Annotated in this window: 23 protein-coding genes; 7 read left to right on the forward strand and 16 right to left on the reverse strand. The window is 63.9% G+C overall.

Annotation, left to right across the window (positions count from 1 at the left end; translation table 11 throughout):
- Positions 1–141: 141 nt before the first annotated feature.
- The 5 genes from hda to panB all read left to right on the forward strand — a co-directional run bounded on the left by hda (position 142) and on the right by panB (position 4307).
- Positions 142–810, forward strand: coding sequence for a DnaA regulatory inactivator Hda (gene hda / locus C8C92_RS26105; RefSeq protein WP_058048421.1), 669 nt, complete (start codon positions 142–144; stop codon positions 808–810).
- The gene (locus tag C8C92_RS26110; protein ID WP_116746131.1) at positions 810–1481 is read left to right on the forward strand and encodes an HAD family hydrolase; all 672 of its coding nucleotides are present in this window, start codon (positions 810–812) and stop codon (positions 1479–1481) included. Before hda ends, C8C92_RS26110 begins: the two co-directional genes overlap by 1 nt.
- Positions 1474–2847: a polynucleotide adenylyltransferase PcnB gene (gene pcnB, locus C8C92_RS26115; protein ID WP_099761980.1), complete on the forward strand. Its 1374-nt coding sequence runs from the start codon at positions 1474–1476 to the stop codon at positions 2845–2847. Before C8C92_RS26110 ends, pcnB begins: the two co-directional genes overlap by 8 nt.
- A complete protein-coding gene (gene folK / locus C8C92_RS26120; RefSeq protein WP_099761979.1) occupies positions 2847–3323 on the forward strand; it encodes a 2-amino-4-hydroxy-6-hydroxymethyldihydropteridine diphosphokinase in 477 nt (158 codons plus the stop codon). Before pcnB ends, folK begins: the two co-directional genes overlap by 1 nt.
- Positions 3324–3431: 108 nt before the next feature.
- The gene (gene panB, locus C8C92_RS26125; protein WP_180287853.1) at positions 3432–4307 is read left to right on the forward strand and encodes a 3-methyl-2-oxobutanoate hydroxymethyltransferase; all 876 of its coding nucleotides are present in this window, start codon (positions 3432–3434) and stop codon (positions 4305–4307) included.
- 118 nt (positions 4308–4425) lie between these two features.
- Here panB and C8C92_RS26130 read toward each other — a convergent pair whose 3' ends face one another.
- The 7 genes from C8C92_RS26130 to C8C92_RS26160 all read right to left on the reverse strand — a co-directional run bounded on the left by C8C92_RS26130 (position 4426) and on the right by C8C92_RS26160 (position 12772).
- A complete protein-coding gene (locus tag C8C92_RS26130) occupies positions 4426–5913 on the reverse strand; it encodes an aldehyde dehydrogenase (RefSeq protein ID WP_116745690.1) in 1488 nt (495 codons plus the stop codon).
- Between the two features lie 30 nt (positions 5914–5943).
- Complete coding sequence (locus C8C92_RS26135) at positions 5944–6795, reverse strand: ABC transporter permease subunit (RefSeq protein ID WP_116745691.1); 852 nt, start codon at positions 6793–6795, stop codon at positions 5944–5946.
- The gene (locus C8C92_RS26140) at positions 6792–7721 is read right to left on the reverse strand and encodes an ABC transporter permease subunit (protein ID WP_099761976.1); all 930 of its coding nucleotides are present in this window, start codon (positions 7719–7721) and stop codon (positions 6792–6794) included. Before C8C92_RS26140 ends, C8C92_RS26135 begins: the two co-directional genes overlap by 4 nt.
- Before the next feature lie 8 nt (positions 7722–7729).
- Complete coding sequence (potA, locus tag C8C92_RS26145) at positions 7730–8878, reverse strand: polyamine ABC transporter ATP-binding protein (RefSeq protein ID WP_116745692.1); 1149 nt, start codon at positions 8876–8878, stop codon at positions 7730–7732.
- 217 nt (positions 8879–9095) lie between these two features.
- Positions 9096–10556, reverse strand: coding sequence for an aspartate aminotransferase family protein (locus C8C92_RS26150; RefSeq protein WP_116745693.1), 1461 nt, complete (start codon positions 10554–10556; stop codon positions 9096–9098).
- Positions 10557–10568: 12 nt separating this feature from the next.
- Positions 10569–11939, reverse strand: a complete 1371-nt coding sequence (locus C8C92_RS26155) for a glutamine synthetase family protein (protein WP_071075305.1) — start codon at positions 11937–11939, stop codon at positions 10569–10571.
- Between the two features lie 56 nt (positions 11940–11995).
- Positions 11996–12772 carry a gamma-glutamyl-gamma-aminobutyrate hydrolase family protein gene (locus C8C92_RS26160; RefSeq protein WP_116745694.1) on the reverse strand — a complete coding sequence of 259 codons (777 nt, stop codon included), beginning with the start codon at positions 12770–12772 and terminating at the stop codon, positions 11996–11998.
- A gap of 285 nt (positions 12773–13057) precedes the next feature.
- Between C8C92_RS26160 and C8C92_RS26165 the strand changes: the two genes are divergently transcribed.
- The gene (locus C8C92_RS26165; protein WP_116745695.1) at positions 13058–14203 is read left to right on the forward strand and encodes an MFS transporter; all 1146 of its coding nucleotides are present in this window, start codon (positions 13058–13060) and stop codon (positions 14201–14203) included.
- A gap of 6 nt (positions 14204–14209) precedes the next feature.
- Here C8C92_RS26165 and C8C92_RS26170 read toward each other — a convergent pair whose 3' ends face one another.
- The 5 genes from C8C92_RS26170 to C8C92_RS26190 form a co-directional block, all read right to left on the reverse strand.
- Positions 14210–14950 carry a hypothetical protein gene (locus C8C92_RS26170; protein WP_116745696.1) on the reverse strand — a complete coding sequence of 247 codons (741 nt, stop codon included), beginning with the start codon at positions 14948–14950 and terminating at the stop codon, positions 14210–14212.
- Entirely contained in the window at positions 14947–15504 is a 558-nt protein-coding gene (locus tag C8C92_RS26175; RefSeq protein ID WP_243420364.1) for a sigma-70 family RNA polymerase sigma factor, read from the reverse strand. Before C8C92_RS26175 ends, C8C92_RS26170 begins: the two co-directional genes overlap by 4 nt.
- A gap of 49 nt (positions 15505–15553) precedes the next feature.
- On the reverse strand, positions 15554–17440 hold the full coding sequence (locus C8C92_RS26180; RefSeq protein WP_116745697.1) for a beta-propeller domain-containing protein: 1887 nt from the start codon (positions 17438–17440) through the stop codon (positions 15554–15556).
- Between the two features lie 97 nt (positions 17441–17537).
- Complete coding sequence (locus tag C8C92_RS26185) at positions 17538–18161, reverse strand: trimeric intracellular cation channel family protein (RefSeq protein ID WP_099761968.1); 624 nt, start codon at positions 18159–18161, stop codon at positions 17538–17540.
- A 4-nt stretch (positions 18162–18165) separates the two neighbouring features.
- Positions 18166–20604: a PBP1A family penicillin-binding protein gene (locus C8C92_RS26190; protein WP_116745698.1), complete on the reverse strand. Its 2439-nt coding sequence runs from the start codon at positions 20602–20604 to the stop codon at positions 18166–18168.
- 144 nt (positions 20605–20748) lie between these two features.
- Here C8C92_RS26190 and C8C92_RS26195 point away from each other — a divergent pair, with 144 nt between their 5' ends.
- Positions 20749–21636: an HTH-type transcriptional regulator ArgP gene (locus tag C8C92_RS26195; RefSeq protein WP_099761966.1), complete on the forward strand. Its 888-nt coding sequence runs from the start codon at positions 20749–20751 to the stop codon at positions 21634–21636.
- Here the strand turns inward: C8C92_RS26195 and C8C92_RS26200 are convergent, their stop codons facing one another.
- The 4 genes from C8C92_RS26200 to C8C92_RS26215 all read right to left on the reverse strand — a co-directional run bounded on the left by C8C92_RS26200 (position 21637) and on the right by C8C92_RS26215 (position 25284).
- Positions 21637–22509 carry an ABC transporter permease gene (locus tag C8C92_RS26200; RefSeq protein ID WP_116745699.1) on the reverse strand — a complete coding sequence of 291 codons (873 nt, stop codon included), beginning with the start codon at positions 22507–22509 and terminating at the stop codon, positions 21637–21639.
- Complete coding sequence (locus C8C92_RS26205) at positions 22506–23351, reverse strand: ABC transporter ATP-binding protein (protein ID WP_099761964.1); 846 nt, start codon at positions 23349–23351, stop codon at positions 22506–22508. The genes C8C92_RS26200 and C8C92_RS26205 overlap by 4 nt, the downstream gene beginning before the upstream one ends.
- Before the next feature lies 1 nt (position 23352).
- Positions 23353–24309, reverse strand: coding sequence for an ABC transporter substrate-binding protein (locus C8C92_RS26210; RefSeq protein ID WP_243420444.1), 957 nt, complete (start codon positions 24307–24309; stop codon positions 23353–23355).
- Between the two features lie 90 nt (positions 24310–24399).
- Positions 24400–25284, reverse strand: a complete 885-nt coding sequence (locus tag C8C92_RS26215) for a TauD/TfdA family dioxygenase (protein ID WP_099761962.1) — start codon at positions 25282–25284, stop codon at positions 24400–24402.
- Between the last annotated feature and the right edge of the window lie 20 nt (positions 25285–25304).

A 25304-nucleotide genomic window follows, 5' to 3' on the forward strand; every position in this document is an offset into this window, starting at 1 on the left:
GCGCTTCTCGGCCACAAATCGCTGCCGCTCGCTACGCTTCTGTCAGGCACTCGATACGACTACAATGTTAAATTAATAAAAATCCAATAACAGCGACGACGACGCTCAAGCAGTAATGAAAAACAGGACAAGGCGTACGCCATGAAACAACTGGTGCTCGATTTAGGCACAGACCAGGCGCACAGCCTCGATACCTTCGAGGTGGGACAGAATGCCGAAGTGGCGCAGCTGATGCGCCAGTTCGCCGCGCGCACGTCGCGCGAACATTTTGCCTACCTGTGGGGCGAACTGGCCGCCGGCAAGAGCCATCTGCTCAAGGCCCTGGCCAGCACCGAGCGCGCGCGCTACATTTCGCCGTTCTCGATCGAGTCCGAATTCGTGTATTCGCCCGACGTCGACCTGTACCTGCTCGACGACTGCGAAAAGCTGTCGCCGCTGGCGCAGATCGACGCCTTTGCCCTGTTCAATGAAATCCGCGCCAACAAGGCGTTCATGGTGTGCAGCGGCGCCGTGCCGCCGGCCGTGCTGCCCGTGCGCGAAGACTTGCGCACGCGCATGGGCTGGGGCCTGATCTATCAGATCCACGGCTTGACCGACGATGAAAAAATCGCCGCCCTGACCCAGGCGGCCACCACCCGCGGCTTGACCTTGTCGCCGGGCGTGTTACCCTATCTGCTGTCCCATTTCCGGCGCGACATGCGTTCGCTGTCGACGATGCTGGACTCTCTCGACCTCTACTCCCTTGAAACCCAACGCCCGATCACCTTGCCATTGTTGCGCGAGTTGCTGCAGGCGGAAGCGAAAGAATGATGAATCTGGCCCTGTTTGACCTCGACCACACCCTGCTGCCCATCGACTCGGATCACGAGTGGGGCGAATTCCTGGTACGCATCGGTGCCGTGGACGCCGCCGAATTCACCCGTCGCAACGACGAATTTTTCGCGCAGTACCAGGCCGGCACCCTGGACCCGGTGGAATACCTGGAATTCTCGCTCGGCACGCTGGCGCAGTTTCCACGCGAACGCCTGGAAGCGCTGCACCGGCAATTCATGGCCGAAGTGGTCTTGCCGGCGATCCGCCCCGAAGTCGTGGCCCTGCTCAAGCAGCACCAGGACGCAGGCGATTTGCTGGCCATCGTCACGGCCACCAACCATTTCATCACCAAACCCATCGCCGATGCGCTGGGCGTCGAGCACCTGCTGGCCGCCATGCCCGAATATGACGCTGCAGGCAACGTCACGGGCAAGCTGCTGGGTACGCCGACCCTGGGCGCGGGCAAGCTGACCCACACCCACGCCTGGCTGGAAAAGATGGGCAAGGAACTGGGGCAGTTCGAGCGCAGCTATTTCTACAGCGATTCGCACAACGACATTCCCTTGCTGTCGGTCGTGACCCACCCTGTCGCGACCAATCCAAACACCGCTTTGAGCGCACACGCATCCCTCCACGGCTGGCCATCACTCCACTTATTCAATGATTAAAAAATTCATCCGCAAGATCCTCGGCGTTAAAAAAGAGGCAGCGCGCGACACCACGACACCCATCGTGTTCGGTCCCGCGCAACACGGAATCGACCCGAAACTGGTGTCGTCGAATGCCATCCGCGTCACCAGCAGCCTGCAGGAAGCCGGTTTTGAGGCCTTTGTCGTCGGCGGCGCAGTGCGCGACCTGCTGCTGGGCGTCAAACCCAAAGACTTCGACATCGCCACCAACGCCACGCCGGAACAGGTCAAGCGATTGTTCCGCCGCGCCTTCATCATCGGCAAGCGCTTCCAGATCGTGCACGTGATGTTTGGCCAGGATTTGCTGGAAGTGACGACCTTCCGCGGCGCCGGCGCCGACTCCGCGCCCAAGGATGAACATGGCCGCGTCCTGCGCGACAACACCTTCGGCTTGCAGCACGAAGATGCGCTGCGCCGCGACTTCACCATCAACGCCATGTACTACAACCCGGCCACGCAGGAAGTACTCGATTACCACGGCGGCGTGGAAGATATCCGCGCCCAGACCTTGCGCATGATCGGCAAGCCAGAAGAGCGCTACCGCGAAGACCCCGTGCGCATGCTGCGCGTGGTGCGCTTCGCCGCCAAGCTGAAATTCACCATCGAGCCGCATACGGCCGCGCCGATCCCCATCATGGCGCCGCTGATCAACAACGTGCCCGCGCCGCGCGTGTTCGATGAAATGCTGAAACTGCTGATGAGCGGCCACGCGCTGGCCTGCCTGCAGCAGTTGCGCAAGGAAGGCTTGCATCATGGCTTGCTGCCGCTGCTCGACGTGGTGCTGGAGCAGCCGCTGGGCGCGAAATTCGTCACCCTGGCGCTGGACGCCACGGATCAACGCATCGCCGCCGGCAAGACCGTCTCGCCGGGCTTCCTGTTTGCCTCGCTGCTGTGGCACCAGGTGCTGGAAAAATGGACGGCCTACCGCGCCGCCGGCGAATCGACGATTCCCGCGCTGCACCTGGCGGCCGACGACGTGCTCGATTCGCAGACGGAAAAACTTGCCCTGCAGCGCAAGATCGGCTCCGACATGCGCGACATCTGGTCGATGCAGCCGCGCTTCGAGCGCCGGGTCGGCAAGGCGCCGCATAAACTGCTGGAACACCTGCGCTTCCGCGCCGGCTACGACTTCCTGCTGCTGCGCTGCGCCTCGGGCGAGATCGACATGGAAATCGGCGAATGGTGGACCGCCTTTTATGAGGGCGACGAGGAAACGCGCGAAGCGCTGCTCGTCAGCGCGAATGCAGCGCCGGGCGCCGTCAAGAAGAAGCGCCCGCCACGCCGCAGCACGCGCAGCAAGACGAGTACAGGCGGCTCGACCACCGGCAGCAGCAGCGACGAGTAATGGTCGTCATTGCTTACATCGGTATCGGTGCCAACCTGGGCGACGCGCGCGCGAATGTGCAGGATGCGATTGCGCGCCTGGCGCACCTGCCCGGCGCATCCCTCGTGGACGCCTCGTCCAGCTACCGCACGGCGCCCATAGCTTCCAGCGGTGACGACTATATCAACGCTGTGGCGCGCATCACGACCACCCTGCCGGCCGAAGAGCTGCTGCTGGCGCTGCACGCCATCGAAGCGGCGCACGGGCGCGAGCGGCCTTACCGCAACGCCCCACGCACGCTGGACCTGGACTTGCTGCTGTACGGCGATGAACGCATCGCCAGCGCCAGCCTGACGGTGCCACATCCACGCATCACCGAGCGCGCCTTCGTGCTGGTGCCGCTGCTCGAACTGGCGCCCGCCATCGTCGTGCCGGGCCTCGGGGCGGCGCAGGACTACCTGGCAAGCGTCGCTGAGCAGGCCATCAGCCAACTCTGAGCGCCACGCGGCATTGCTCTACAATGCCGCCCCTGCACGCCGCCATATAAAGTACTACACTAGCGGCGTCGCAATAGCATCACCCCCCTTTCACTCTAGAGAATACCTATGTCCGCTTATTTGCAAGGAACAGATCTGGCCGCAAAAGACAAGGCCGCCACACCGGCGCCGGCGCCATCCAAGCCTGTCGCCAACAAGGCCGTGACCATCCATACCCTGGCCACGCTGCGCGCCGCCCGCGAAAAGATCACCATGCTGACCTGCTATGACGCCAGCTTCGCGTCGCTGATGGACCGCTGCGGCGTGGAGATCCTGCTGATCGGCGATTCGCTCGGCATGGTCTGCAACGGCCACAACTCCACCCTGCCCGTCACCGTGGCCGAACTGGCCTATCACACGGCTGCCGTGGCGCGCGGCGCCAAGTCGGCCATGATCATGGCCGACCTGCCGTTCGGCGCGTACGGCACGCCCGAAACAGCGTATGCCAACGCCGTCATCCTGATGCAGGCTGGCGCGCACATGATCAAGATCGAAGGCGGCGCCTGGCTGGCCGAGACCGTCCGTTTCCTCACGCAGCGCGGCATCCCCATCTGCGCCCACATCGGCTTGACGCCGCAATCGGTGCACCAGCTGGGCGGCTACAAGGTGCAGGGCAAGAGCACGGAAAGCGCCACAGAGCTGAAGAACGACGCGCTGGCGCTGCAAAACGCGGGCGCCGCCATCGTGCTGATGGAAGCCATGCCGTCGCAGCTGGGCAAGGAAGTGACCGACATGCTGACCATCCCCACCATCGGCATCGGCGCAGGTCCCGACTGCTCGGGCCAGGTGCTCGTCATGCACGACATGCTGGGCGTGTTCCCAGGCCGCAAAGCGCGCTTCGTGCGCAACTTCATGGAAGGCGCGGCCAGCATCGACGAGGCCGTCACCGGCTATGTGAACGCCGTCAAGGATGGCAGTTTCCCGGCGCTGGAACACTGCTTCTGATGTAGTTTGTTTTATGTCGGCTTACGCGCTGCGCGCTAAGCCGACCTACGCAACCATCAACGCCGTAGGTCGGATTAGGCCGCAGGCCGTAATCCGACAATACCCCAGGCGCAAACCCCTACCCCACCTGTATCCAAGTCGTCTTCAATTCCGTGTACTTGTCCAGCGCATGCAGCGACTTGTCACGCCCGTTGCCCGACTGCTTGTAGCCGCCGAACGGCACGGTGATGTCGTCGCCGTCGTACTGGTTGACGTGCACGGTGCCCGCGCGCAGGGCACGCGCCGTCTGGATGGCCTTGGTGATGTCCGAGGTCCATACGGCCGCCTGCAAGCCGTATGGCGTGGCGTTGGCCTGCTTCACCGCTTCGGCGATATCCGTAAAGCCCAGCACGGACAACACGGGGCCGAAGATCTCTTCGCGCGCGATCGTCATGCCGGCCTCCACGCCGAAGATGGTCGGCTGCACGTAATAGCCACCCGTATCAAGGCGCACGGCCTCGCCGCCACCGAGCAGCTGCGCGCCTTCCTTCTTGCCGGCCGCGATATAGCCCATCACCGTGTTCATCTGCGTGGCGTCGACGATCGCCCCCATGACGGTGGCGTCATCGAGCGGATCGCCGGGCTGGAAGCGGGGCAGCATGGCCAGCGCCTTGGCGATAAATTCTTCCTTGATCGATTCTTCGACGAACAGGCGCGAGGGCGCATTGCAGCTTTCGCCCTGGTTGAAGAAGATGGAACCGACGGCGGCCGCCACGGCCTTGTCGAGGTCCGGGCAATCGGCGCAGACGATGTTGGCGGACTTACCGCCCAGTTCCGTCCAGGCCCGCTTCAGGTTCGACTGACCCGCCATCTGCACGATCAGCTTGCCCGTGCGCGTGGAACCCGTAAAGCCGATGCAATCGACATCCATGTGCAGCGCCAGCGCGGCGCCGGCCTCATTACCGTAACCTGGCAGCACATTAAAAACACCGGCCGGCACGCCCGCTTCGAGCGCGATGTCGGCCAGGCGCAGCGCCGTCAGCGGCGATTTTTCCGACGGTTTCAATATCACGCTGTTGCCGGCCGCCAGGGCCGGCGCGATCTTCCAGGCGGCCATGATCATCGGGTAATTCCACGGCACGATGGCGGCGACGACGCCGACCGGTTCGCGCGTGATCAGGGCCAGGCTGTTGGCAGGGGTCGGGGCGATTTCATCATAGACCTTGTCGATCGCCTCGCCATACCAGCGCAGGCAATTGGCCGTCGCGCCCACGTCCACGCTCTGGCTGTACTTGATCGGTTTGCCCATGTCCAGCGTTTCCAGCAGGGCCAGTTCGGGGCCGTTCTGCTGCACCAGGTCGGCGAACTTGATCAATATCCGCTTGCGCTGCGCGGGCGATTTACCAGCCCAGCGGCGGTCCTCGAAGGCGGCGCGCGCGGCCAGCACGGCCGCGTCCACGTCCGCGCCATTGCAGCGGGCCACCTGCCCCAGCAGGCGCCCATCGATGGGCGACAGATTGTCGAAAGTCTGGCCTGACCTCGCTCCGACCCGCTCGCCGTTGATGACGGCGCGGCCGTCGATCGTGAGCGCTGCGGCCCGTGCATGCCAGCTGGTGTTTTCCGTCATGGTCATCTCCTGTGTCAGTGTAAGAGCAGCTTACTCCTGGTCTGCCAGATAGGCCGCAGACAGTTGCTTGCGGCGCTGCCGGTCGGCGCGCGCCAGCAGCACGGCGTACACGATCACGGCGAACGTCACCACCAGTATCGTCAGCGCGGCGATGGCATTCACGCGCGGATCGAGCCCCAGGCGCGCGCGCGAGAAGATCACCAGCGGCATGGTCGTCGAACCGGGGCCGGACAAAAAGGCTGACAGCACCACGTCGTCGAGCGACAGGGTGAACGTCAGCAGCCAGGCCGAGGCCAGCGCCTGCGTGATGTTCGGCAGGGTCACGAGGAAGAACACCTGGTGCGCGCGGCAGCCCAGGTCCATCGCCGCTTCGGCCAACGATTTACTCATCTCCTGCAGGCGCGACTGCACCACCACGGCCGCATACGCCATGCCCAGCAGGGTGTGACCGAACCACATCGTCAGCACGCCCCGCTCGGGAAAACCGAAGACCTTTTGCATGGATACCAGCATCAGCAGCAAGGACAGGCCGATGATCACTTCCGGCATCACCAAAGGCGCGCTGACCATGGATGAAAACAGGGTGCGGCCGCGGAAGCGCTGGTAATTGGTCAGCGCGAAGGCGGCAAACGTGCCGAGGATGACGGACGAGGTGGCCGACATGAAGGCGATTTTCAATGACAGGCCGAAGCCGGAAATGATTTCCGTATCGCTCATCAACTCGCTGTACCAGCGCAGCGAAAAGCCGCTCCACACCATGTCCTGGCGCGAACTGTTGAACGAGAAGACGATCAGCACGATGATGGGCAGGTAGAGGAACAGATAGCCGAGCGAAAGCCAGCCGCGCCCGAACCAGCGCTGTAAAAAGGTACGTCCGTTCATGTGCGCTCCTCCGCGTCCTGGTCCGTCTTGTATTTGTTAAAAATGGCCATCGGCACGAGGATCAGCAAGACCACCAGCACCGTCACCGACGAAGCCATGGCCCAGTCATTATTCGTGAAATATTCATCCCACAGCACACGGCCGATCATCAGTGTTTCCGGTCCGCCCAGCAGTTCGGGAATCACGTATTCGCCCACGGACGGGATGAACACCAGCATGGCGCCGGCGATGATGCCCGATTTCGACAGGGGCACGGTGATGCGCCAGAACGCCTGCAACGGCGTGGCGCCCAGGTCGGCCGCCGCTTCCAGGTAGCGCACGTCCATTTTGACCAGATTCGCATACAGGGGCAGGATCATGAACGGCAGGTAGGCGTACACCATGCCGACCACCAGCGAGAATGAAGTATTCATCATGTGCAGCGGTTCGCTGACTACGCCCAGGGCGATCAAGAGGTCGTTGAGCAAGCCGTGGTTGGCCAGGATGCCCTTCCACGCATACACGCGCAGCAGGAAGGAGGTCCAGAACGGCAGCATCACCAGCAGCATCAGCACGGGACGGATCGACGGTTTGGCGCGCGCCATGAAGTAGGCGAACGGGTAGCCGATGAACAGACAGATGGCCGTGGTAATCGCCGCGTACTTGATGGAACTGAGGTAGGTGAGCAGATACAGTTCATCGGCGGCGATGAACAGGTAATTGGCGATTTTCACCTTCAGCACGACGATGCCGTCGACATACGACAGCAAGCCGCCGAACGGGCTGCCCGCCGTGTCCATGTCGGACAGGCTGATGCGCAGCACGATCAGGAACGGTACCAAAAAGGCGGCAGCGAGGAACAGCGACGGCACGGCGATGACGGCATTGCGCCCGGTGAGCCAACGCAGCGTGACCAGGCTGCGCAGCGATTGCAGGAGGGAAGTCATCACGGGCCTCAGCTGGTCAGCACCACGATGTCGGCGCCATCCCACCACACCCACACGCGCTGTTCGCGTTCGAGGCGCGCGGCGTCGTGGCGGGCTGCGTTGGTACGCGAGACTTTCACCAGCGTGCCGCTGTCGAGGCGCACGTGGTAGCTGGTTTCATTGCCAAAATACGCCATGGCGACGATCACGCCCTGGGCGCAGTTATAGCCGTGTTCGGCCGGCGACGCGCGCTCTTCCAACGCAGGTGGTTCGATCTGGATGCCGATTTTTTCGGGGCGCACGGCCACCGAGACATCCATGCCCAGGTTACCCGTGATGCCATGCGAAACATAGTGCTCGCCATCGGGCGTGGCGATCACCACGTGATCGGGTTCATCTTCCGTGATACGGCCGTCGAACAGGTTCACGCTGCCGATGAAGTCGGCGACGAAACGGCAGTTCGGTGTTTCGTAGATTTCCCCCGGTGCGCCCACCTGCAGGATGCGCCCTTCGCTCATGACGGCGATGCGCGTGGCCATGCTCATCGCTTCATCCTGGTCATGCGTGACCATCACGCAGGTGACGCCCACCTGCTCGATGATGTTGACCAGTTCCATCTGCGTGCGTTCGCGCAGTTTTTTATCGAGCGCGCCCAGCGGCTCGTCGAGCAGCAGCAACTGCGGCCGCTTGGCCAGGCTGCGCGCCAGCGCCACGCGCTGCTGCTGCCCGCCCGACAGCTGGTGCGGCTTGCGCTTCGCGTATTGGCCCAGCTGCACCAGCGCCAGCATCTGCTCGACCCGCGCCGCCACTTCCGCTTTCGGCAAGCCGTCGCGGCGCAGGCCGAAGGCGATGTTGTCCCACACGGACAGGTGCGGGAACAGCGCGTACGACTGGAACATCATGTTGATGGGACGCTGGTGCGGCGGCACATCGACGATGCTGTTGCCCGCCAAGGCGATCCTGCCCGAGGTCGGCGTCTCGAAGCCAGCCAGCATGCGCAGCAGGGTCGACTTGCCGCAACCTGAACTGCCGAGCAGGGCGAAAATCTCGCCCTGGTTGATCGTCACGGAAATATCATTGACGGCGCGCACGCCATCGAATTCCTTGACCAGCTGATCAATCAGCAAGAAAGGCGCTGGGGCGTCGCTGGCCGACGCGGCAGGTGTTGCTATCGTCATGTGTGGGTAGCTTCTGGATAAAAGGGTGTCAAAATGAAAAACTGGCCGCTGTAGGAGCGGCCAAGATGGAAGTTTAGCGGAACTGCCGCGATTCTGGTCCAAAAAAACTTGAGTTAGCGTCTATTTGGGTGAAAAACTGACACCAACCCAAGAGCAAACCCCGGGGTCGTACCCTGAGGGTACGACCCCGGCCCTTGCGTTTGGGTTCAGCCAGAACCTACACCCAGCCCTTCGCTTTCACCTCGTCATACGTCTTGTCCAGGCACAGCCGTATCAGCGCCACCATTTCATCGATCTGCGCGCGCGTCATCACCAGCGGTGGGGCGACGATCATGCGTTCGCCCACGGCGCGCATGATGACGCCGTTGTCGAACATGTGGCCACGGCAGAGCATGCCCACGCCCTGGTCCTCGTCGAACAGCTCGTTCTCGTGCACGGTGGCGCCCTTCTTGCGCACCAGGTTCAGTCCCGCCACCAGGCCGCAGCTGTCCGCGTAGCCGACCAGCGGATGTTCGCCCAGGCTGGCGAAGCACTGTTTCAGGTACGGTCCCGTATCCTCGGCCACCTTCGCCACCAACTGCTCTTCCTCGATGATGCGGATGTTTTCCAGCGCCGCCGCGCAAGCCACGGGATGGCCGGAATAGGTAAAGCCGTGCGTGAATTCGCCGCCCTGCTCGATCAGCACCTTGGCCACCCGATCCCCCACCAGCACACCGCCCAGCGGCACGTAGCCCGAGGTGACGCCCTTGGCAAACGTGATCAGGTCGGGCTTGATGCCGAACAGTTCGGAGCCGAACCAGCGCCCCAGGCGGCCGAAGCCGCAGATGACTTCATCGGCGATCAGCAAAATGCCGTACTTGTCGCAGATGCGCTGGATCTCGGGCCAGTAGGTACCTGGAGGGATGATGACGCCACCGGCGCCCTGCACCGGCTCGCCGATGAAGGCGGCCACCTTGTCGGCACCGATCTCGAGGATTTTGTCTTCCAGCCAGCCGGCCGCCTTCAAGCCGAAGGCTTCCGGTGTCAAGCCGTGGCCCGATTCCAGGTAATTCGGCTGGCCGATATGCGCGATGCCGGGTATCGGCAAGCCGCCCTGCGCATGCATGCCATCCATGCCACCCAGCGACGCTCCCGCCACCGTGCTGCCGTGATACGCATTGTGGCGGCTGATGACGGTATGGCGTTCCTGGTAACCGAGGATGTCCCAGTAGCGGCGCACCATGCGCAAATTCGTATCGTTGCCTTCGGAGCCGGAACTGGTGAAGAACACGTGCTGGAACTGCGGCGGCGATATCTGCGCCAGCTTGGCGGCCAGTTGCGCGGCCGGCACGTTGGTCGTGCCAAAGAAGCTGTTATAGAAGGGCAGCGTTTCCATCTGCCGGTAGACGGCTTGCGAGATCGAGCTGCGGCCATAGCCCACGTTGACGCACCACAGACCCGACATGCCGTCGACGATTTTCTTGCCCTGGCTATCCCACAGGTAGACGCCATCGCCGCGCACGATCACCCTGGCGCCCTTGCTTGCCAGGTCCTGGAAATCGGTGAACGGATGCAGGTAGTGGGCCGTATCCATTTTCTGGATGGCGGCCGTGTCATATACCTGCGGCGCCGCATTCCTTTGCGCCACGGAGGAGACAAAAGCGGCGCTCGGCGCCAGCGGATTGTTTGTTGTACTCATTGCGATCCTTTCTTAAACGTGGAGCAGAAGATGTTCGCGCTCCCACGGGCTGATGACGGTCATGAATTCCTGGTGCTCCAGGTCCTTGATGGCCGCATACACGTCGATGAAGCGCTCGCCCAGCACCGTGCGCAGCTTGTCTTCCGCGCGCAGCAGCTGCAGGGCTTCGGGCAAGCCTTGCGGCAGTTCAAACTTCATGTCGTAGGCGCTGCCCACCATCATCGGCGTCGCTTCCAGCTGCTCCGTCATGCCCAGATAGCCGCAGGCCAGCGTGACGGCCAGCGCCAGGTAGGGATTCGCGTCGGCGCCGATAATGCGGTTTTCCACGCGGCGGTCCTGCACGCCCGACTCGGGCACGCGGAAACCCACGGTGCGGTTGTCCAGTCCCCATTGAATATTGATCGGTGCGGCCGTATGGCGCACGATGCGGCGGTAGGAATTCACGTAGGGCGCGACGATGGCCATGGCCGACGGCATGTAGCGCTGCAGCCCCGCGATGTAATGCTTGAAGATGGGCGCGGCCGAACCGTCGTCGTTGCTGAAGATATTCAAGCCCGTCTTCGCGTCGACGACACTCTGGTGCACATGCATGGCGGAACCCGGTTCGCCGGCCATGGGCTTGGCCATGAAGGTGGCGTACATATCGTGCTTCAAAGCCGCTTCACGCAGGGTGCGCTTGAAGAAGAAGACCTTGTCGGCCAGGCCTAATGGGTCACCGTGCAGGAAGTTGATTTCCATCTGCCCCGCGCCGATCTCGTGGATCAGGGTGTCGACGTCGAGGTTCATCAGTTCGCAATAATCGTAGATATCCTCGAACAGCGGGTCGAACTCGTTGACGGCGTCGATGCTGTACACCTGGCGACTGGTCTCGGCCCGGCCGCTGCGGCCGATGGGCGGCTTCAGCGGCAAGTCGGGGTCCGTGTTCTTCGCCGTCAGGTAGAACTCCAGCTCCGGCGCCACCACGGGTTTCCAGCCCTTGTCCGCATACAGTTTCAGCACGCGCCGCAGCACGGATCTTGGAGCAAAATCGACCAGCGCGCCGTCGGAAAAATAGCAATCGTGGATGACTTGCGCGGTGGGATCGGTAGCCCACGGCACCATGGTGATGGTGGTGGGATCGGCCTTCAAGATCATGTCGCGGTCGGTGCTGGAAATGGCGCGGTCGTAGCCGCCATCGTCGACCGGGTAATTGCCCGTCACGGTCATGCCCAGCACCGCCTCCGGGATGCGCATGCCGCGCTCCTGGGTGAATTTCCCGCGCGGCAGGATCTTCCCGCGCGCCACACCCGTCAAGTCGGGCACCAGGCATTCGATTTCCGTGACGCGCTTTTCATTGAGCCACAAATCCATATCCGTATAGGTGAAATTTTCGCGTATTGCCATGTTTCCCTCTCGCTGGTCTTGATCAAACACCGCGCAATGCTGGTGCGGCGCGCCTGTCATTCCATCCTGTCATTCTTTCTGTGCTGCTGTTCCTGGTAATCGCGGCAAGCCTGGCCAAAGGCGCCGAACAGGCGCATCGACTGCGGATTGTCTTCCACCTGCCATTCCGGGTGCCATTGCACGGCCAGCGTAAAACCGGCGGCGCTGGCCACCGTATAGGCTTCCACCAGGCCGTCGTCGGCCAGGGCGTCCACCAGCAAGCCATCGGCCAGCCGGGCGATGCCCTGGCCATGCAGGGAATTGACCATCATCTCGCTCTCGCCGCCCAGCAGCCGTGACAGCAAGCCGTCCGGCATCAACTTGATACGGTGCGCGGGCGCGTACTGCCTCGCCAGGGGATCGAGCACGTTTTCACGATGATCCTGCATGCCCGGCACGGCGTGCACGGCCTGGTGCAAGCTGCCGCCCAGGGCCACATTGACTTCCTGGAAGCCGCGGCAGATGGCGAGCAAGGGCAGCTGGCGCGCCAGCGCGGCGCGGATCAGGGGCAAGGTAGTGGCGTCGCGCGCAGGGTCTTGCGGCAGGTCGGGGTGGAGAATTGCTTCGCCATACAGGCGAGCGTCGACGTTCGAGGCGGAACCGGTCAGCATGACGCCATCGGCGATCCGCAGCGCCGCTTCCAGGTCGGCGTCCAGGCCCAGCGCGGGCAACAGCAGCGGCATGCAGCCGGCGCCGTGCAGCACGGCGTGCAGGTATTTGTCCTGCGCCATGTGCCAAACGTGACTGCCAAGCTGGCGCTGGCAGGCGGGGACGAGAACGATGGGACGGCGCATAGAGTGCTACCTCGCTGGCGTGACGATCCAATGACAGCGCCATGACAGCGCTGCCGCTCGCTACACTGTACAGCAGAGCCGGTGGAGGCGACCACACTGATGGGCGTGGCCAGCGGCGGCACACATCGCCTACACTACGGCCTTGCAATCTTGCCTTTACTGAAATCATCATATGCCCGTCCGGCGCCAAACACCAGCGCCACCGGCCAAGTCCCCTTACTTTCCCATGCACCCATACCGCTTTCCAGCCTTACGACACTCCTTTTTCACCCTGCGGGGGCAATCATGAAGCACATGCCATGGCGTGACTTCTTCGCCCTCGTGGTCAGCATCGGCGTGGTCGGCCTTGGCCTGGGCGCGACCATGCCGTTGACGGCCTTGACCCTGCACCAGCGCGGCGTGGGCACGGACATCATCGGCATGATCACGGCCGTCAGCGCGCTCGGCATCCTGGCCGCCTCGCCATTCGTCTCGCGCTGGGTGGGGCGCTTCGGCGCGCGCGCCACCATGCTGGGCGCCGTGTGGGTGGCGTCGCTGGCGACGATCGCCATGCAGTTCACCGACCACCTGCTGGCGTGGAGCGTGCTGCGCTTCCTGTTCGGCGGCGCCATGGGCGTGCTGTTTACCATCGGCGAGGCGTGGGTGAACCGCCTGGCGCCCGACAATTCGCGCGGAAGAGTGGTGGCCATGTACACCACCAGTTTTACCTTCTTCCAGCTGATCGGTCCGGCCCTCGTGGCCCTGTTCAACGACAAGATCAGCTGGAGCTTCGCCGCCTGCGGCCTGCTGTTTTTGCTGGCCGTGCCGGGGCTGATGCTGATCTCGAACAGCGGCCCGGAAAGGGAGTCGGAAGAACACGGTGTGAAGTGGACTTTGATTCTGCCGCGCATGCCGATGATCGTGCTGGGCGCCGCCTTCTTTGCCCTGTTCGACACCCTGGCCTTGAGCCTCCTGCCGCTGTATGCGATGGAGCACGGCATCAGCACGGACCTGGCCCTGCTGTCGGCCACCGTGGTGCTGGTGGGCGACACGGGCTTGCAATTCGCGCTGGGATGGATGGCCGACCGCTTCGGCCGCGCCAAAGTGCACGCAGCCTGCGGCGTGGCCGTGTGCCTGCTGCTGCCGCTGCTGCCATTTGCCGTCGGCACGCCGTGGCTGTGGTGGACCTTGCTGCTGTTGCTGGGCGCGGCGGCGGGCGGCATCTACATGCTGGCGCTGGTGGCCTGCGGCGAGCGCTTTACGGGACTGTCGCTGACCAGCGCCAGCGCCATCGTCAACGCCACCTGGGGCGTGACCAGCGGCGGCGGCCCCCTGCTGACCGGCGTGCTGATGCAATCGGTCGGCGTGAACGCGCTGCCGGCCGTGATGTGGGTGTGCTGCGCCATTTTCGTCGGCAGCGCCGTGTGGGAACGCAGGAAGGGGATCGTCTAGCGTTTTTTACTTACTCTCCAGCCGCTGTCGCAGCTCCTCGTCCACCGGATAGTCGGGATAGGCCTGCCGGAACGCGGCCCACTCCTCCTGCGCCAGCGTGCCCTCACCTGCCTTGAGCAGGGCGTCGATCTTCACCAGCCACACGGAAGCGTCAAGCTTTGCCGGCGGCGGCAGCGGCGCCGACTTTGCCGCGACGGGAGCGGGCATGGCCAGCGCGCGCTGCACCGGTGCCTGGCGCTGCAGGCTCGATTCGGCCTGCATGGCCGCTTGCTGCTCCATCGCCTCCCGCATTACCGGGGGAGGTAGCGGGGCCGGTGGCGCAGGTACGGACACGGGTGCTGCCGGTAGTGGCGCAAACTCAGTCGCAGGTGCGGCGGCCGGTGCAATGACCGGTGCGACTTCCTGCATCACCTCCTGCGTAACCGGTTCCCCCACCACGGGAAATTGCGCCGGCTTCGAGCCGAACCAGTCCACGCCGATCAGGTTGACCGTCAGCAGCACGGCCGCCGCCAATCCCAGCGGAATGCGCCAGCGCTGCAGGTAGTCGGGCGCCTTCTTGTCGGGCAAGGTGCGCAGCACGCCATCGGCGCTGTCGTTGGCCGCTGCCGGCTGGTGCAAGGCTTTTTCCGCGTCGGCCAGAATGGCGGCATCGAGCGCGCTGGAAGGCGCGGGCTGCGGCAGGCTGGCCAGCAGCGCCTTCAATTCCTCGTCATGCAAATCGTCGTTATCTTGATCGTGCGTATTCATGCCTGTCCTCCCGCGCTGTCCAAGCCCGCGCGCAATTTCTGCATGGCGTAGCGCAGCCGGCTCTTGACGGTTTCCGCTTCCGCCCCCGTCACCACGGCGATATCCTGGATACTCATGCCGCTGAACTGCTGCAGCACCAGCGCCTCTTTTTGCTCGGTGGGCAGCGCCGCGATGGCCGCATGCAGCAGCGCATGCTGCTGTTTCTGCTCCAGCGATTGCGGCGGCGATGCACCCTCGTCGGCCAGTTCGCTCACGTCGTCGTGTTCCTGGCCTTCCCGCTGGCGCAGGAGGTCGATCAGGCGGTTGCGCGCGATCTGGTACAGATAGGTGCGAAACGCCGCCTGCGGCTGGTAGCCCGTGCGCGCCGCATGCAGGCTGGCCCACGCATCCTGCACGATCTCGTCGACCCACGCGCGGCGCGGCGCACGCCAGGCCACGAAGCGGTACAGGCCCTGGCTATGACGCCGGTACAATTCGCGAAACGACGGCAGGTCGCCAGCGCTGTAGCGCAGCATCAGCTCTTCATCCGTGGCAGTGATTAATGTGTCGGGCATGCGAAGCAGTGTAGCCGAACTGCGCGGCAGCGACAATTTCCCTACGCCTTCAGCGTACAGTGGACGAAATGGGCGCATAGCTGATGCGGCGTACTTCACGGATCTGTCCCTCCCTGAGCGCCCCTTCCACCACTTCATAGCCGAGCAGGGCGAAGACGCGCCCCTGCAGGAACAGGGGGCGCGCATTGCCATACCAGTCCACGCAGGATGCGCGGCAGCCATCGTCCGGTGCAGAACCGGGACGCGCGGCCAGCGCACCGAGTTCCGTCAATGTCAAACCACTGTTGCGCAGGTACAGGACGGAGGCGGCCGGCCGGCTTGATCCTGGCCGCTCGTCCGCACCCAGGATGGGCAGGCCGATCACACCCTCGCTGGCCGTGTGCGGCTTGTAGAAAAAGCCGTGGCTGCGCGACTCGCCCTGCGCCGCATCGGCGCGGATATAGCGCGTGGCAATCGCCGCCTGCGCCCCCAGGCGGATGCTGCTGAAGTGCAGATCCTTGCCCTGCGCGCCGATCACCACGGCGTCATTGCCCAGCGCCTCGATGCGCTCCACGCCGTGCGGCAGGGACAAGGCTTGCACGCTGCCCGCATCGGCCCAGCGCACGGCATACAGGGGCTGGCGTGGCCAGGCCTGGTCCGCCTGCCGCCGGCCGCCATTGCCGGGATGGCCGTACAACAGATACGGCCCCACATAGCGGTTCTGCAGCCCGTAGCCGCCGCCACCTGGCAGCGCCTGGTAGCTGCTGGCGGGCGCGCTGTCGCGGCCATCGGAAAACGACGCCAATGGCACGCGCAGCAGGGCCATGTCGCCGCGCCCGCGCGCACCATCCCACATGGCGTCGCCCTGGCCCTCGGCGCGCAGCAGGACGTTCAGGTGGCCGTCAGCGCTTTCCAGGAACGAGAATTGGTCGACGGGCGCGCCCGCCACCTTCAGGGCGCTGGGCGCCGAACCATCGAGGGGAATGCGGAACACGCCCGAGTCGCTGCCGCGCCGTGTGGTCCACACGAAAACGGATTCGCCCGACACATAAAACACGCGCCCCTGCGGCCCCATCACGGCGGTCGCTTCGCAGCGCATGTCGCGCTGCGCCAGGTCGCACACGGTGACCGTGTGCAGGGTCAGACCAAAGCCCGGTTCCGGCTCTTCATCGGTGCGGTAGATGCGCGTGGCCGGAGCGATGCGCTTGAAGTCGGATGGCACGGCGTCGGGGCGCCAGCGGCGCAGCGCGGGAAAGCCGCCGAACGGGTCGCCCCGGCGCAAGTTCAGCGACAGAGGCGAATAGAACACCAGTTTGCTGCCGATCAGGCGGCTGGCGTAATTACGCGATGAGTAATAATCGTTGGAGCGCAAATGATACGTGGCGCGATAGGCCAGCTTGCCGTTCGCATCGATATCGAACAGGCCGATCTCCGTGCCGCCACGGCTGTAGCTGTAGCCGATCACCACCAGCGTATCGCCGTCGATCAGCATCTCGTCATACCAGCTGCCCGACGGATCGCTGCCCGGCGCGTACGCATCGAGCGAGGACACCGGCTGCAAGGCATTGCCCCCCACCTGCACGGTGAACAGCTTGCCGCGCCGCAGCATCACCAGGTGTTTGCCATGCAGCTTGACGATGCCGCCTTCGTCCACGCCCGCCGTCTGCACATTGGTGACCGATTCCGCCGCTTCTGCCGATGCTGCTGGCGCAGCCCTGGCCAGCATCGGCGCGGGAGGGGCCGGCAGCGCCGACATGGACTGCGCCGTGGCGCGCTGCAGTTTCTGCTGCTCCTTCTGCAGTGTCGCCTGGCGCGCCTGCAGTTGCTGCAGGTAGCTGCTCAAGGCTTGCTCGCTGGCGAACGGCGCCAGGGTTTTCCCTGGCGCCGTGTCGGCGGCATGGCTGCCTGCCGACAGCAGCAGGGACAGTATCAATGTGATCTTGAGGGCGCAGGACATCGCTTCTTCTCCGGTTGGCTGGGGTGTCCAACATGAAACGCAGCGGCGCAGAAAAAGGGGTTAAACGCGCGTGAAAATAGTCACGCAGCGTTTTACCTTATTCAAAACCCCGTATGCGGTCGCCGTTGAAATTCGGCAGGCGCCACTCGAAATGCAGCGCCAGGAAGCGGAACAAAAAGCCCGCACCGATGGACGCCAGCTGCGCCACCGCGCTGTCGACCTTGAAGTGCAGCAGGCCGACATACAGGGCGCCCGTGAACAGGGCCACGGTGGCATACACTTCGCGCTGCAGCACGAGGGGAATCTGGTTGCACAGGATATCGCGCAGCAGGCCGCCGAAGACGCCCGTGATCATCCCCGCCAGCACGACGATGGCCGGATGCATCTTGGCCGACATGGCGATGTCGCAGCCGATCACGCAAAACGCCACCAGGCCCAGTCCATCGACCAGCAAAAAGATGGCGCGCAGATGGTGCAGGTAGCGCGCGACAAAGGCCGTGACGACGGCCGCGCCGATGGTAAACAGCAGGTATTCAGGATGCGCGATCCAGCCCAGCGGATAGTGCCCCAGCAGCACGTCGCGCACGGTGCCGCCACCGAGCGCCGTGACGGTGCCGATCATGCAGATGCCGAACAAATCCATGCCGCGCCGCATGCCCATGATGGCACCGGACATCGCTTCGGCGACGATCGCCACCAGGTAAATCGTATATAACAGCATGCTCTTACTCTTCCGAAAATGATTTGAGAATTTGTTCGCGTTCGCGCGCTTCGCTCAGGGCGCGCGCTTCATTCGTACCCGTGCCGGAGCCGCCATTACCGCCATCGCCAGTGTCACCGTGCGCCATGCGCGTGTCCGCATCACCGCTGCCGCAGCTGACACTGCTGTGGATAAAGGCAAAGTTATCCTTCAGACAGTCGCCGGCCAGGTATTCGGCATACACGTAATCGCCATCGAGCAGGGCCAGGCCGGGCGGCTCGGCCAGCACCTGCTCGCGCCGGCCCTGCACGGCCACCTGCATGTAGTCGCGCCAGACGGGCAGCGCCAACGTCCCCCCGGTGGCGTTGCCCAGGCTTTTCGGCTGGTCGTAGCCGAGCCAGACGACGGACACCAGGCCCGAGGAGTAGCCGGCGAACCAGGCGTCATACGCGTTATTCGACGTGCCCGTCTTGCCGGCCGCGTCGCCGCGCCCCAGCGCCAGCGCGCCGCGTCCCGTGCCGCTCTTGACGACGTCGCGCAGCATGCTGTCCATGACGTAGGCATTGCGCGTGGAGATGACTTGTGTGCCGCGTGCCGGCGCGCCCTTGGCGCGTGGCGCCGCATCGCTGAACAGCACTTCGCCGCTGCGGCTGCGCACTTCCTTGATCAGTTTCGGCGGCATCTGCATGCCGCCGTTGGCGAACACCGCATACGATTGCGCCAGCTGCAGCGGCGTGACGGCGCCCGCACCCAGCGCCAGCGGCAGGGAGACGGGATTGCGCGCGCCCTCGAAGCCGAAGCGCGTGGCGTAGTGCTGCACGTAGCCGGGACCGGCCGCCTGCATCAGGCTCACGGCCACCAGGTTTTTCGAGCGCACGAGGCCACGCCGCACGCTGATGAAACCTTCATAGTTGTTGCCGTAATTGCGCGGACGCCACTGCCGCGCGCCCGTTTCCTGCGGCAGCAGCAAACGCTGCGTGTCATCGACGGCCGTGCCGGGAAAATATCCCTTTTCCAGCGCCGCCGAATACACGAAGGGCTTGAAGCTGGAGCCGGGCTGGCGGTAAGCCTGCATGGCGTGGTTGTAGTGGTTGCGGTAAAAATCGAAGCCGCCGGCCATGGCGACGATTTCGCCGCTGTGCGCCTCGACGGAAATGAGCGCGCCTTCCATCTCGGGCAGCTGGCTCACCAGCCAGCGTTTTTTCGCCGCGTCGTGCACCACGCGGATCACGCTGCCCGCGACGATGGCGCGTTTGCCATCCCACTGCAGCTTGCCGCCCAGGCGCGCATCCGAGGCGGTGAGCACGATGTCGTCGCCATTGCGCAGCTGCGCCGTCAGCTGGCGCTTGCCGCCCGTCTCGACCTTGCGCACCAGCGCGGCGCGCAATTCACCGCTGTCCGGATAGGCGGCCAGTTGGCGCGCCACGCTGTCTGCGGAAGGGGCCAGGCGCGCTTCCGGGCCACGGTAGCCGCGCCGCGCCTGCGCGTTTAACAGCCCATCGCGCAGCGACTTGTCGGCCGCGATTTGCGGCGCCATGCGGATGGTGGTCGTCACGTCCAGGCCCATGCTGTAGGCGCCTTCGGGATAGCTTTGCAAGATCAATTGACGCGCTTCCTCGACCGCATACGCGGCCGCGTGCACGGAGCTGTTGCGGTCCTTGTTCAGGGCCAGTTTTTCCGCCACGGCGGCGGCGTATTCGGCTGGCGTGATGTAGCCGAGTTCGCGCATGCGCTGCAGGATGTAATGCTGGCGCACGGTGGCGCGCTGCGGATTGGCGACGGGGTTGTAGGCCGACGGTGCCTTCGGCAAGCCGGCCAGCATGGCTGCTTCGGCGATGCTCACTTCCGCCAGCGGTTTGTCAAAATAAATGTTCGAGGCGGCGGAAAAGCCGTAGGAGCGCTCGCCCAGGTAAATCTGGTTCATATACAGTTCCAGCAGCTTGTCCTTGCCGTAATGCTGTTCCAGCTTGTAGGCGAGCAGCATCTCCGTCAGCTTGCGCTGCACGGTCTTTTCGCGCGACAGGAAAAAGTCGCGCGCCACCTGCATGGTGATGGTGCTGGCGCCCTGTACGTGGTGGCCCGTGACGATGTTGGCCAGGGTGGCGCGCGTCAAGCCATAAAAGTCGACGGCGCCGTGTTCATAAAAGCGCGCATCCTCGATGGCCAGCAAGGCCTGGCGCATGCGCAGCGGGATCTCCTTCAGCGGCAGGAATTCGCGGCGCTCTTCGCCGTATTCGGCCAGCAGCTCGCCTTCGCTGGAGAAAATGCGCAGCGGCAGCGCGGGCTTGTACTGGGCCAGGTGCTCGACGGCCGGCAAATCCTGCCATGCCTGGCGCAGCCACCAGCCGCCCGCCAGGGCTACGGACAAGCCCAGGCCCAGGGTCAATCCCAGGCCGAATTTCAGATTGCGCGCCAGTTTAGATTGCGGCTTGCGGGTAGGTGTTTCGTTCGCTTGTGCTTCCATGGTGGTATTTCCTTGCTGCCAGGAGGCCGCGCGCAGGCGCGTGGCATTCCATCAAAGAGGCATTGTGCACTGCAACACACCTATCCTTATCAAAAGTAAGTATTATTTAGTATTGATAAATTTTTCTTATGTTAGGCACGCACCATGGATCTGAATCCCAAGCACACGGAAGCGTTCCGCGCCGTCGTCGAAACGGGCAGCTTCGAGCAGGCGGCGCTGCGGCTGCACCTGACCTCCCCGGCCATTTCCCAACGCGTGCGGGCACTGGAAAGTCAGCTGGGCAACGCGCTGATCGTGCGCAGCCGTCCCGCGCGCGCCACGCGCATGGGCCAGCGCCTGATGCAGTACCTGAAACGCGCCAAGCTGCTGGAAGCGGACCTGCAGGCGGAGCTGGCGGTGCAGCAGGACGCCCCGCTGACCCTGGTGCTGGCGCTGAACGCCGATTCGATGGGCACCTGGTTTTTCCCCGCCCTGTCGGAAGTGCTGATACGCGAGCGCGTGCTGCTGGACCTGACGGTGGAAGACCAGGACCATACCTACACCTTGCTGGAGACGGGCATGGCGATCGGCTGCATCAGCACGGAAGCCAAGCCCATGCGCGGCTGCACGGCCGAGCCGCTGGGCGTGATGCGCTACTGGCTGGTGGCCACGCCCGCGTTTCGCCAGCAGTGGTTCGCGCACGGCCTGACGCGCAAGGCGGCGCGCACGGCGCCCGTGGTCGCCTACACACGCAAGGACACCCTGCAATCGTCGTTCCTGCAAGAGGCGCTGGGGCTGCCCGAAGGCGCTTACCCCTGCCATTACGTCCCGGGCGCCACCTCGCACTTCAACGCCATCCGCTATGGCCTCGGCTACGGCATGGTGCCCGAGCTGCTGCTGAAGGCGAATACGGATGGCGCGCTGGTGGAAATGCTCACGCCCAAGACCCCGGCCGACGTGGTCCTGTACTGGCACACGTGGAAGGTGCAGTCGCCGCGCATGGAGCAGCTGTCACGGCAAATCATCGCGGCGGCGCGTAAAATCTTGAAATAGCTATCGCTGCATGCCCCAGCGCTTCAGAGTCACGCGCTCCAGGCTGCGAAAGCCAAGGTTTTCCACCAGCAGCCCGATGACGATGACGGCCGCCAGGCCGGCGAACACCTTGTCCGTGTACAGCTCGTTGCGGTTCTGGAAGATGTACCAGCCCAGGCCGCCCTGCCCCGAGGTGGTGCCGAAGACCAGTTCGGCCGCGATCAGGGTACGCCAGGCAAACGCCCAGCCGATTTTCAAGCCCGAGACGATGGAGGGCAAGGCGCCCGGCACGAGGATGTGCAGCACCAGGCGCAAGCCGTTCAGCCCGTAATTGCGGCCCGCCATGCGCAGGGTTTCCGGCACGCCCTGGAAGCCCGCATAGGTGTTCAAGGCCAGCGGCCACATTACGGAATGGACAATGACAAAGATCAGGCTGGCGCGTCCCAGGCCAAACCACAGCAAGGCCAGCGGCAGCAGGGCAATCGCCGGCAAGGGATTCAACATGGCCGTCAGGGTTTCCAGCAGATCGCGTCCGAGGCGGCTGGACACGGCCAGCAAGGTCAGCACGAAGGCGGCCAGCACGCCCACCGCATAGCCTTGCAGCAAGACGACCAGGGAGGCGGCCGTGCGCGTCAGCAATTCTCCGCTGGCGATGCCGCCGATAAACGCCTGCGCCGTCTGCAGAAAACTGGGCAAGAGTAAATCGTTGTTTGTCCAGCGCGCCGCGCCTTCCCACAGCAGGGCCAGGCTGAGCAAAATGAAAGCCTTGCGCCACAGCGCGTGCTGGCTCAGCCGTTGCCAGCGCGACAGCGGCTGCTCGACGGTGACGCCGGCCGGCGGCGGCGCCGCATACACGACCTCCTGGCGAATGGGTGGCTCCAGCAACACGTTCATACGGCCTCCCGGTGAACAGGCTCTACCCGCGCGACGGGAGCGTTTTCCTCATCGAATAGCAGGCCGTGGATGCGGCTGCTGGCGGCCTGGAATTCCGCGCTGCCCGCGCTGTGCAAGCCGAACTGATGGCTGTTGAGTTCGGCGCGCACCCTGCCCGGATGGGGCGACAGCAGCAGGATGCGGTTGCCCACGACCAAGGCTTCCTCGATCGAATGCGTGACGAAGACGAGGGTAAAACGCAACTCTTCCCACAATCGGCTCAGCTCTTCCTGCATCTTGCGCCGCGTCAAGGCGTCGAGCGCGGCAAACGGCTCGTCCATCAGCAGCACTTCCGGCTGCATGGCCAGGGCGCGCGCGATGGCCACGCGCTGCTTCATGCCGCCCGACAAGGTATGCGGATGGGCATCCTCGAAGCCGGCCAGGCCCACCTTGGCGATCCAGTGATGGGCACGCTCGCGCGCCGCCTGCTTGTCGAGACGCTTGCTGGCCAGCAAGGGGAACATGACGTTTTCCAGCACCGTTTTCCACGGCGGCAACTGGTCGAATTCCTGGAACACGACGACACGGTCCGGCCCCGGTTGATGAATCGGCTGGCCGTGCATGGCGATGCTGCCAGTGCGCGGCGCGATGAAACCGGCCACGGCTTTCAGCAAGGACGACTTGCCGCAGCCCGATGGCCCCAGCAAGACGAAACGGTCGCCGCGGAACACGTCGAAACTGACGTCGTGCGTGGCGCGCACGGTGCGCTGCTCCGTGCGGTATTCCAGGCTGACATTCTTGACGCTGAGCAAGGGTTGTAGCGCAACCGGAGGACGGACCAGGTGAAAAGCGGGTGCGTGCATCTCAGCCTCCTTGCGTGATGGCAGGGTCGTCAAAAAAATAATCGCGCCAGCTGTCGGGCAGATTGCGGATGGCGCTCACGCGGTGCAGGAATTGCGCCAGGCCATAGGTGTTTTGCGGCGCGATCTTGAATTGCACTTGCGGGTTGGCAAAGATTTTCAACAGCAGATTGCGGTCCACCTTGCTCTTGTTGACCTTGATATAGATGTCGGCCGCGCCCTGAGGATTGCTGCTCGCATACTGCGCCGCTTCCGCCAGGGCGGCGATGAAGGCGCGGTACGTCTTCGGATTGTCCTTGCGGTATTTTTCTGTCGCATACAGCAGGGTCGACGAGCTGGGCCCGCCTTGCACATCGTAGGAATTGAGGAGGATGTGGGCGTTCGGGTTTTGCGCCAGTTCCTGTTCCTGGAACGGTGAATTGCCGAAGTGACCAGTCAACTCCGTGCCGCCGGCGATGATGGCGGCGGCCGCATCCGGGTGCGGCAGGGTTTGCGTGATCTTGTCGAGGCGGGCAAATTCCTTGTCGCCCCACTGTTTTGCCACGGCCATTTGCAAGATGCGCGCCTGTACCGAGACGGAGACGGCGGGCAAGGCGATGCGATCCTTGTCCGTCAAGTCCGCCAGGGTTTTCACCTTGGGGTTGTTGCTGATCAAATAGTAGGGGAAGTTGCCGAGCGACGCCACGCCGCGCACGTTCTGCCTTCCCTTGGTGCGGTCCCAGATCGTCAACAGCGGCCCCAGTCCGGCCCCCGCGATATCGATATTGCCGGACAACAAGGCATCGTTGATGGCGGGGCCGCCAGACAAGGTGATCCACTCGACCTTCACGTCGACGCCCTGCTGCTTGCCATGCTTTTCGATCAGCTTTTGTTCCTGCGCAATATTGAGCAACAAAAAGGTAATGCCATGCTGGCCCGCGATGCGGATCTGGCCTTCGGCCCGGGCCATGGGCATGGCCATGCACAGCAGGGCAATGGTGGCGAGCAGGCGGCGGGAAAAGCTAAAGATCGGCAACATGGACACTCCTTGGGTCAGGCTTACAGGGAAAAATCAGTACGGCGCATCGCCTTCGATGGTAGTGCGATACAACTTGCGGCGCTGCTCGGGCGGGCAGCCCGTCGCCAGGTGCATCAGCGAGCGGTTGTCCCAGAACACCAGGTCGTACGGCTGCCAGCGGTGCACATATAAATGTTCGGGGCGCACGCTGTGCACGAACAATTCGTCGAGCAGGGCGCGGCTTTCATCCTCGGGCAAGCCGACGATGCGCGTGGTGAAATGTTCGCTGACAAACAGGGCGCGGCGCCCCGTTTCCGGGTGCACGCGCACCACGGGGTGCGTCACGGGTGTGACTTCATCGATCTGCGCCTGCGTCAGTGCGGGACGCCAGGGATTGCGGCGGCGCAATTCCTCATACTGGCTCAGGTAACTGTGTTCGGCGCGGGCGCCGCGCACGGCGTGGCGCAGCGCGGCCGGCAAGCTTTCCCAGGCCAGGTGCATGTTCGCAAACACGGTATCGCCGCCCTCGTCCGGCAACTCTTGCGCGTGCAGCATGGAGCCGAGGCTGGGTACTTCCTTGTACGACAAATCGGAATGCCAGAAATGGCCCGCATCGCCCAGGCCGATGGGCTGGCCATCCTCGACGATGTTCGAGATGATCAGCACTTCCGGCTGCGTTGGCAGCTGGAACTGGCGCAGCACGTGGATTTGCAACGGGCCGAAGCGGCGGCTGAAATCGACCTGCTGCTGCGGCGTGATGTGCTGCTCGCGGAACACCAGCACGTGATGGTCGAGATGGGCGTGGTGCAGGCGCTGGAAGTCGCCCAGCGACAGCGGCTGCGCCAGGTCCAGTCCCAGCACTTGCGCGCCGAGCGGTGCATCGAACGTCTCGATACGGAAATGGCTGGTGGAGTACTTGGGTTTCAGGACGGCCGACATGGGAACTCGACTAGAGTCAG

Origin of the sequence: Janthinobacterium sp. 78 (assembly GCF_003096775.1) — a bacterium.
GTDB lineage: Bacteria > Pseudomonadota > Gammaproteobacteria > Burkholderiales > Burkholderiaceae_D > Janthinobacterium > Janthinobacterium tructae.

Coding starts and splice junctions, on each gene's coding strand:
- C8C92_RS26190 (WP_116745698.1), bottom strand. CDS start 20,604: ATGGAAGCACAAGCGAACGAAACACCTACCCGCAAGCCGCAATCTAAA.
- hda (WP_058048421.1), top strand. CDS start 142: ATGAAACAACTGGTGCTCGATTTAGGCACAGACCAGGCGCACAGCCTC.
- C8C92_RS26165 (WP_116745695.1), top strand. CDS start 13,058: ATGAAGCACATGCCATGGCGTGACTTCTTCGCCCTCGTGGTCAGCATC.
- C8C92_RS26195 (WP_099761966.1), top strand. CDS start 20,749: ATGGATCTGAATCCCAAGCACACGGAAGCGTTCCGCGCCGTCGTCGAA.
- C8C92_RS26215 (WP_099761962.1), bottom strand. CDS start 25,284: ATGTCGGCCGTCCTGAAACCCAAGTACTCCACCAGCCATTTCCGTATC.
- C8C92_RS26175 (WP_243420364.1), bottom strand. CDS start 15,504: ATGCCCGACACATTAATCACTGCCACGGATGAAGAGCTGATGCTGCGC.
- C8C92_RS26130 (WP_116745690.1), bottom strand. CDS start 5,913: ATGACGGAAAACACCAGCTGGCATGCACGGGCCGCAGCGCTCACGATC.
- C8C92_RS26180 (WP_116745697.1), bottom strand. CDS start 17,440: ATGTCCTGCGCCCTCAAGATCACATTGATACTGTCCCTGCTGCTGTCG.
- C8C92_RS26160 (WP_116745694.1), bottom strand. CDS start 12,772: ATGCGCCGTCCCATCGTTCTCGTCCCCGCCTGCCAGCGCCAGCTTGGC.
- C8C92_RS26135 (WP_116745691.1), bottom strand. CDS start 6,795: ATGAACGGACGTACCTTTTTACAGCGCTGGTTCGGGCGCGGCTGGCTT.
- folK (WP_099761979.1), top strand. CDS start 2,847: ATGGTCGTCATTGCTTACATCGGTATCGGTGCCAACCTGGGCGACGCG.
- C8C92_RS26170 (WP_116745696.1), bottom strand. CDS start 14,950: ATGAATACGCACGATCAAGATAACGACGATTTGCATGACGAGGAATTG.
- pcnB (WP_099761980.1), top strand. CDS start 1,474: ATGATTAAAAAATTCATCCGCAAGATCCTCGGCGTTAAAAAAGAGGCA.
- C8C92_RS26155 (WP_071075305.1), bottom strand. CDS start 11,939: ATGGCAATACGCGAAAATTTCACCTATACGGATATGGATTTGTGGCTC.
- C8C92_RS26140 (WP_099761976.1), bottom strand. CDS start 7,721: ATGACTTCCCTCCTGCAATCGCTGCGCAGCCTGGTCACGCTGCGTTGG.
- potA (WP_116745692.1), bottom strand. CDS start 8,878: ATGACGATAGCAACACCTGCCGCGTCGGCCAGCGACGCCCCAGCGCCT.
- C8C92_RS26110 (WP_116746131.1), top strand. CDS start 810: ATGAATCTGGCCCTGTTTGACCTCGACCACACCCTGCTGCCCATCGAC.
- panB (WP_180287853.1), top strand. CDS start 3,432: ATGTCCGCTTATTTGCAAGGAACAGATCTGGCCGCAAAAGACAAGGCC.
- C8C92_RS26150 (WP_116745693.1), bottom strand. CDS start 10,556: ATGAGTACAACAAACAATCCGCTGGCGCCGAGCGCCGCTTTTGTCTCC.
- C8C92_RS26205 (WP_099761964.1), bottom strand. CDS start 23,351: ATGCACGCACCCGCTTTTCACCTGGTCCGTCCTCCGGTTGCGCTACAA.
- C8C92_RS26185 (WP_099761968.1), bottom strand. CDS start 18,161: ATGCTGTTATATACGATTTACCTGGTGGCGATCGTCGCCGAAGCGATG.
- C8C92_RS26200 (WP_116745699.1), bottom strand. CDS start 22,509: ATGAACGTGTTGCTGGAGCCACCCATTCGCCAGGAGGTCGTGTATGCG.
- C8C92_RS26210 (WP_243420444.1), bottom strand. CDS start 24,309: ATGGCCATGCCCATGGCCCGGGCCGAAGGCCAGATCCGCATCGCGGGC.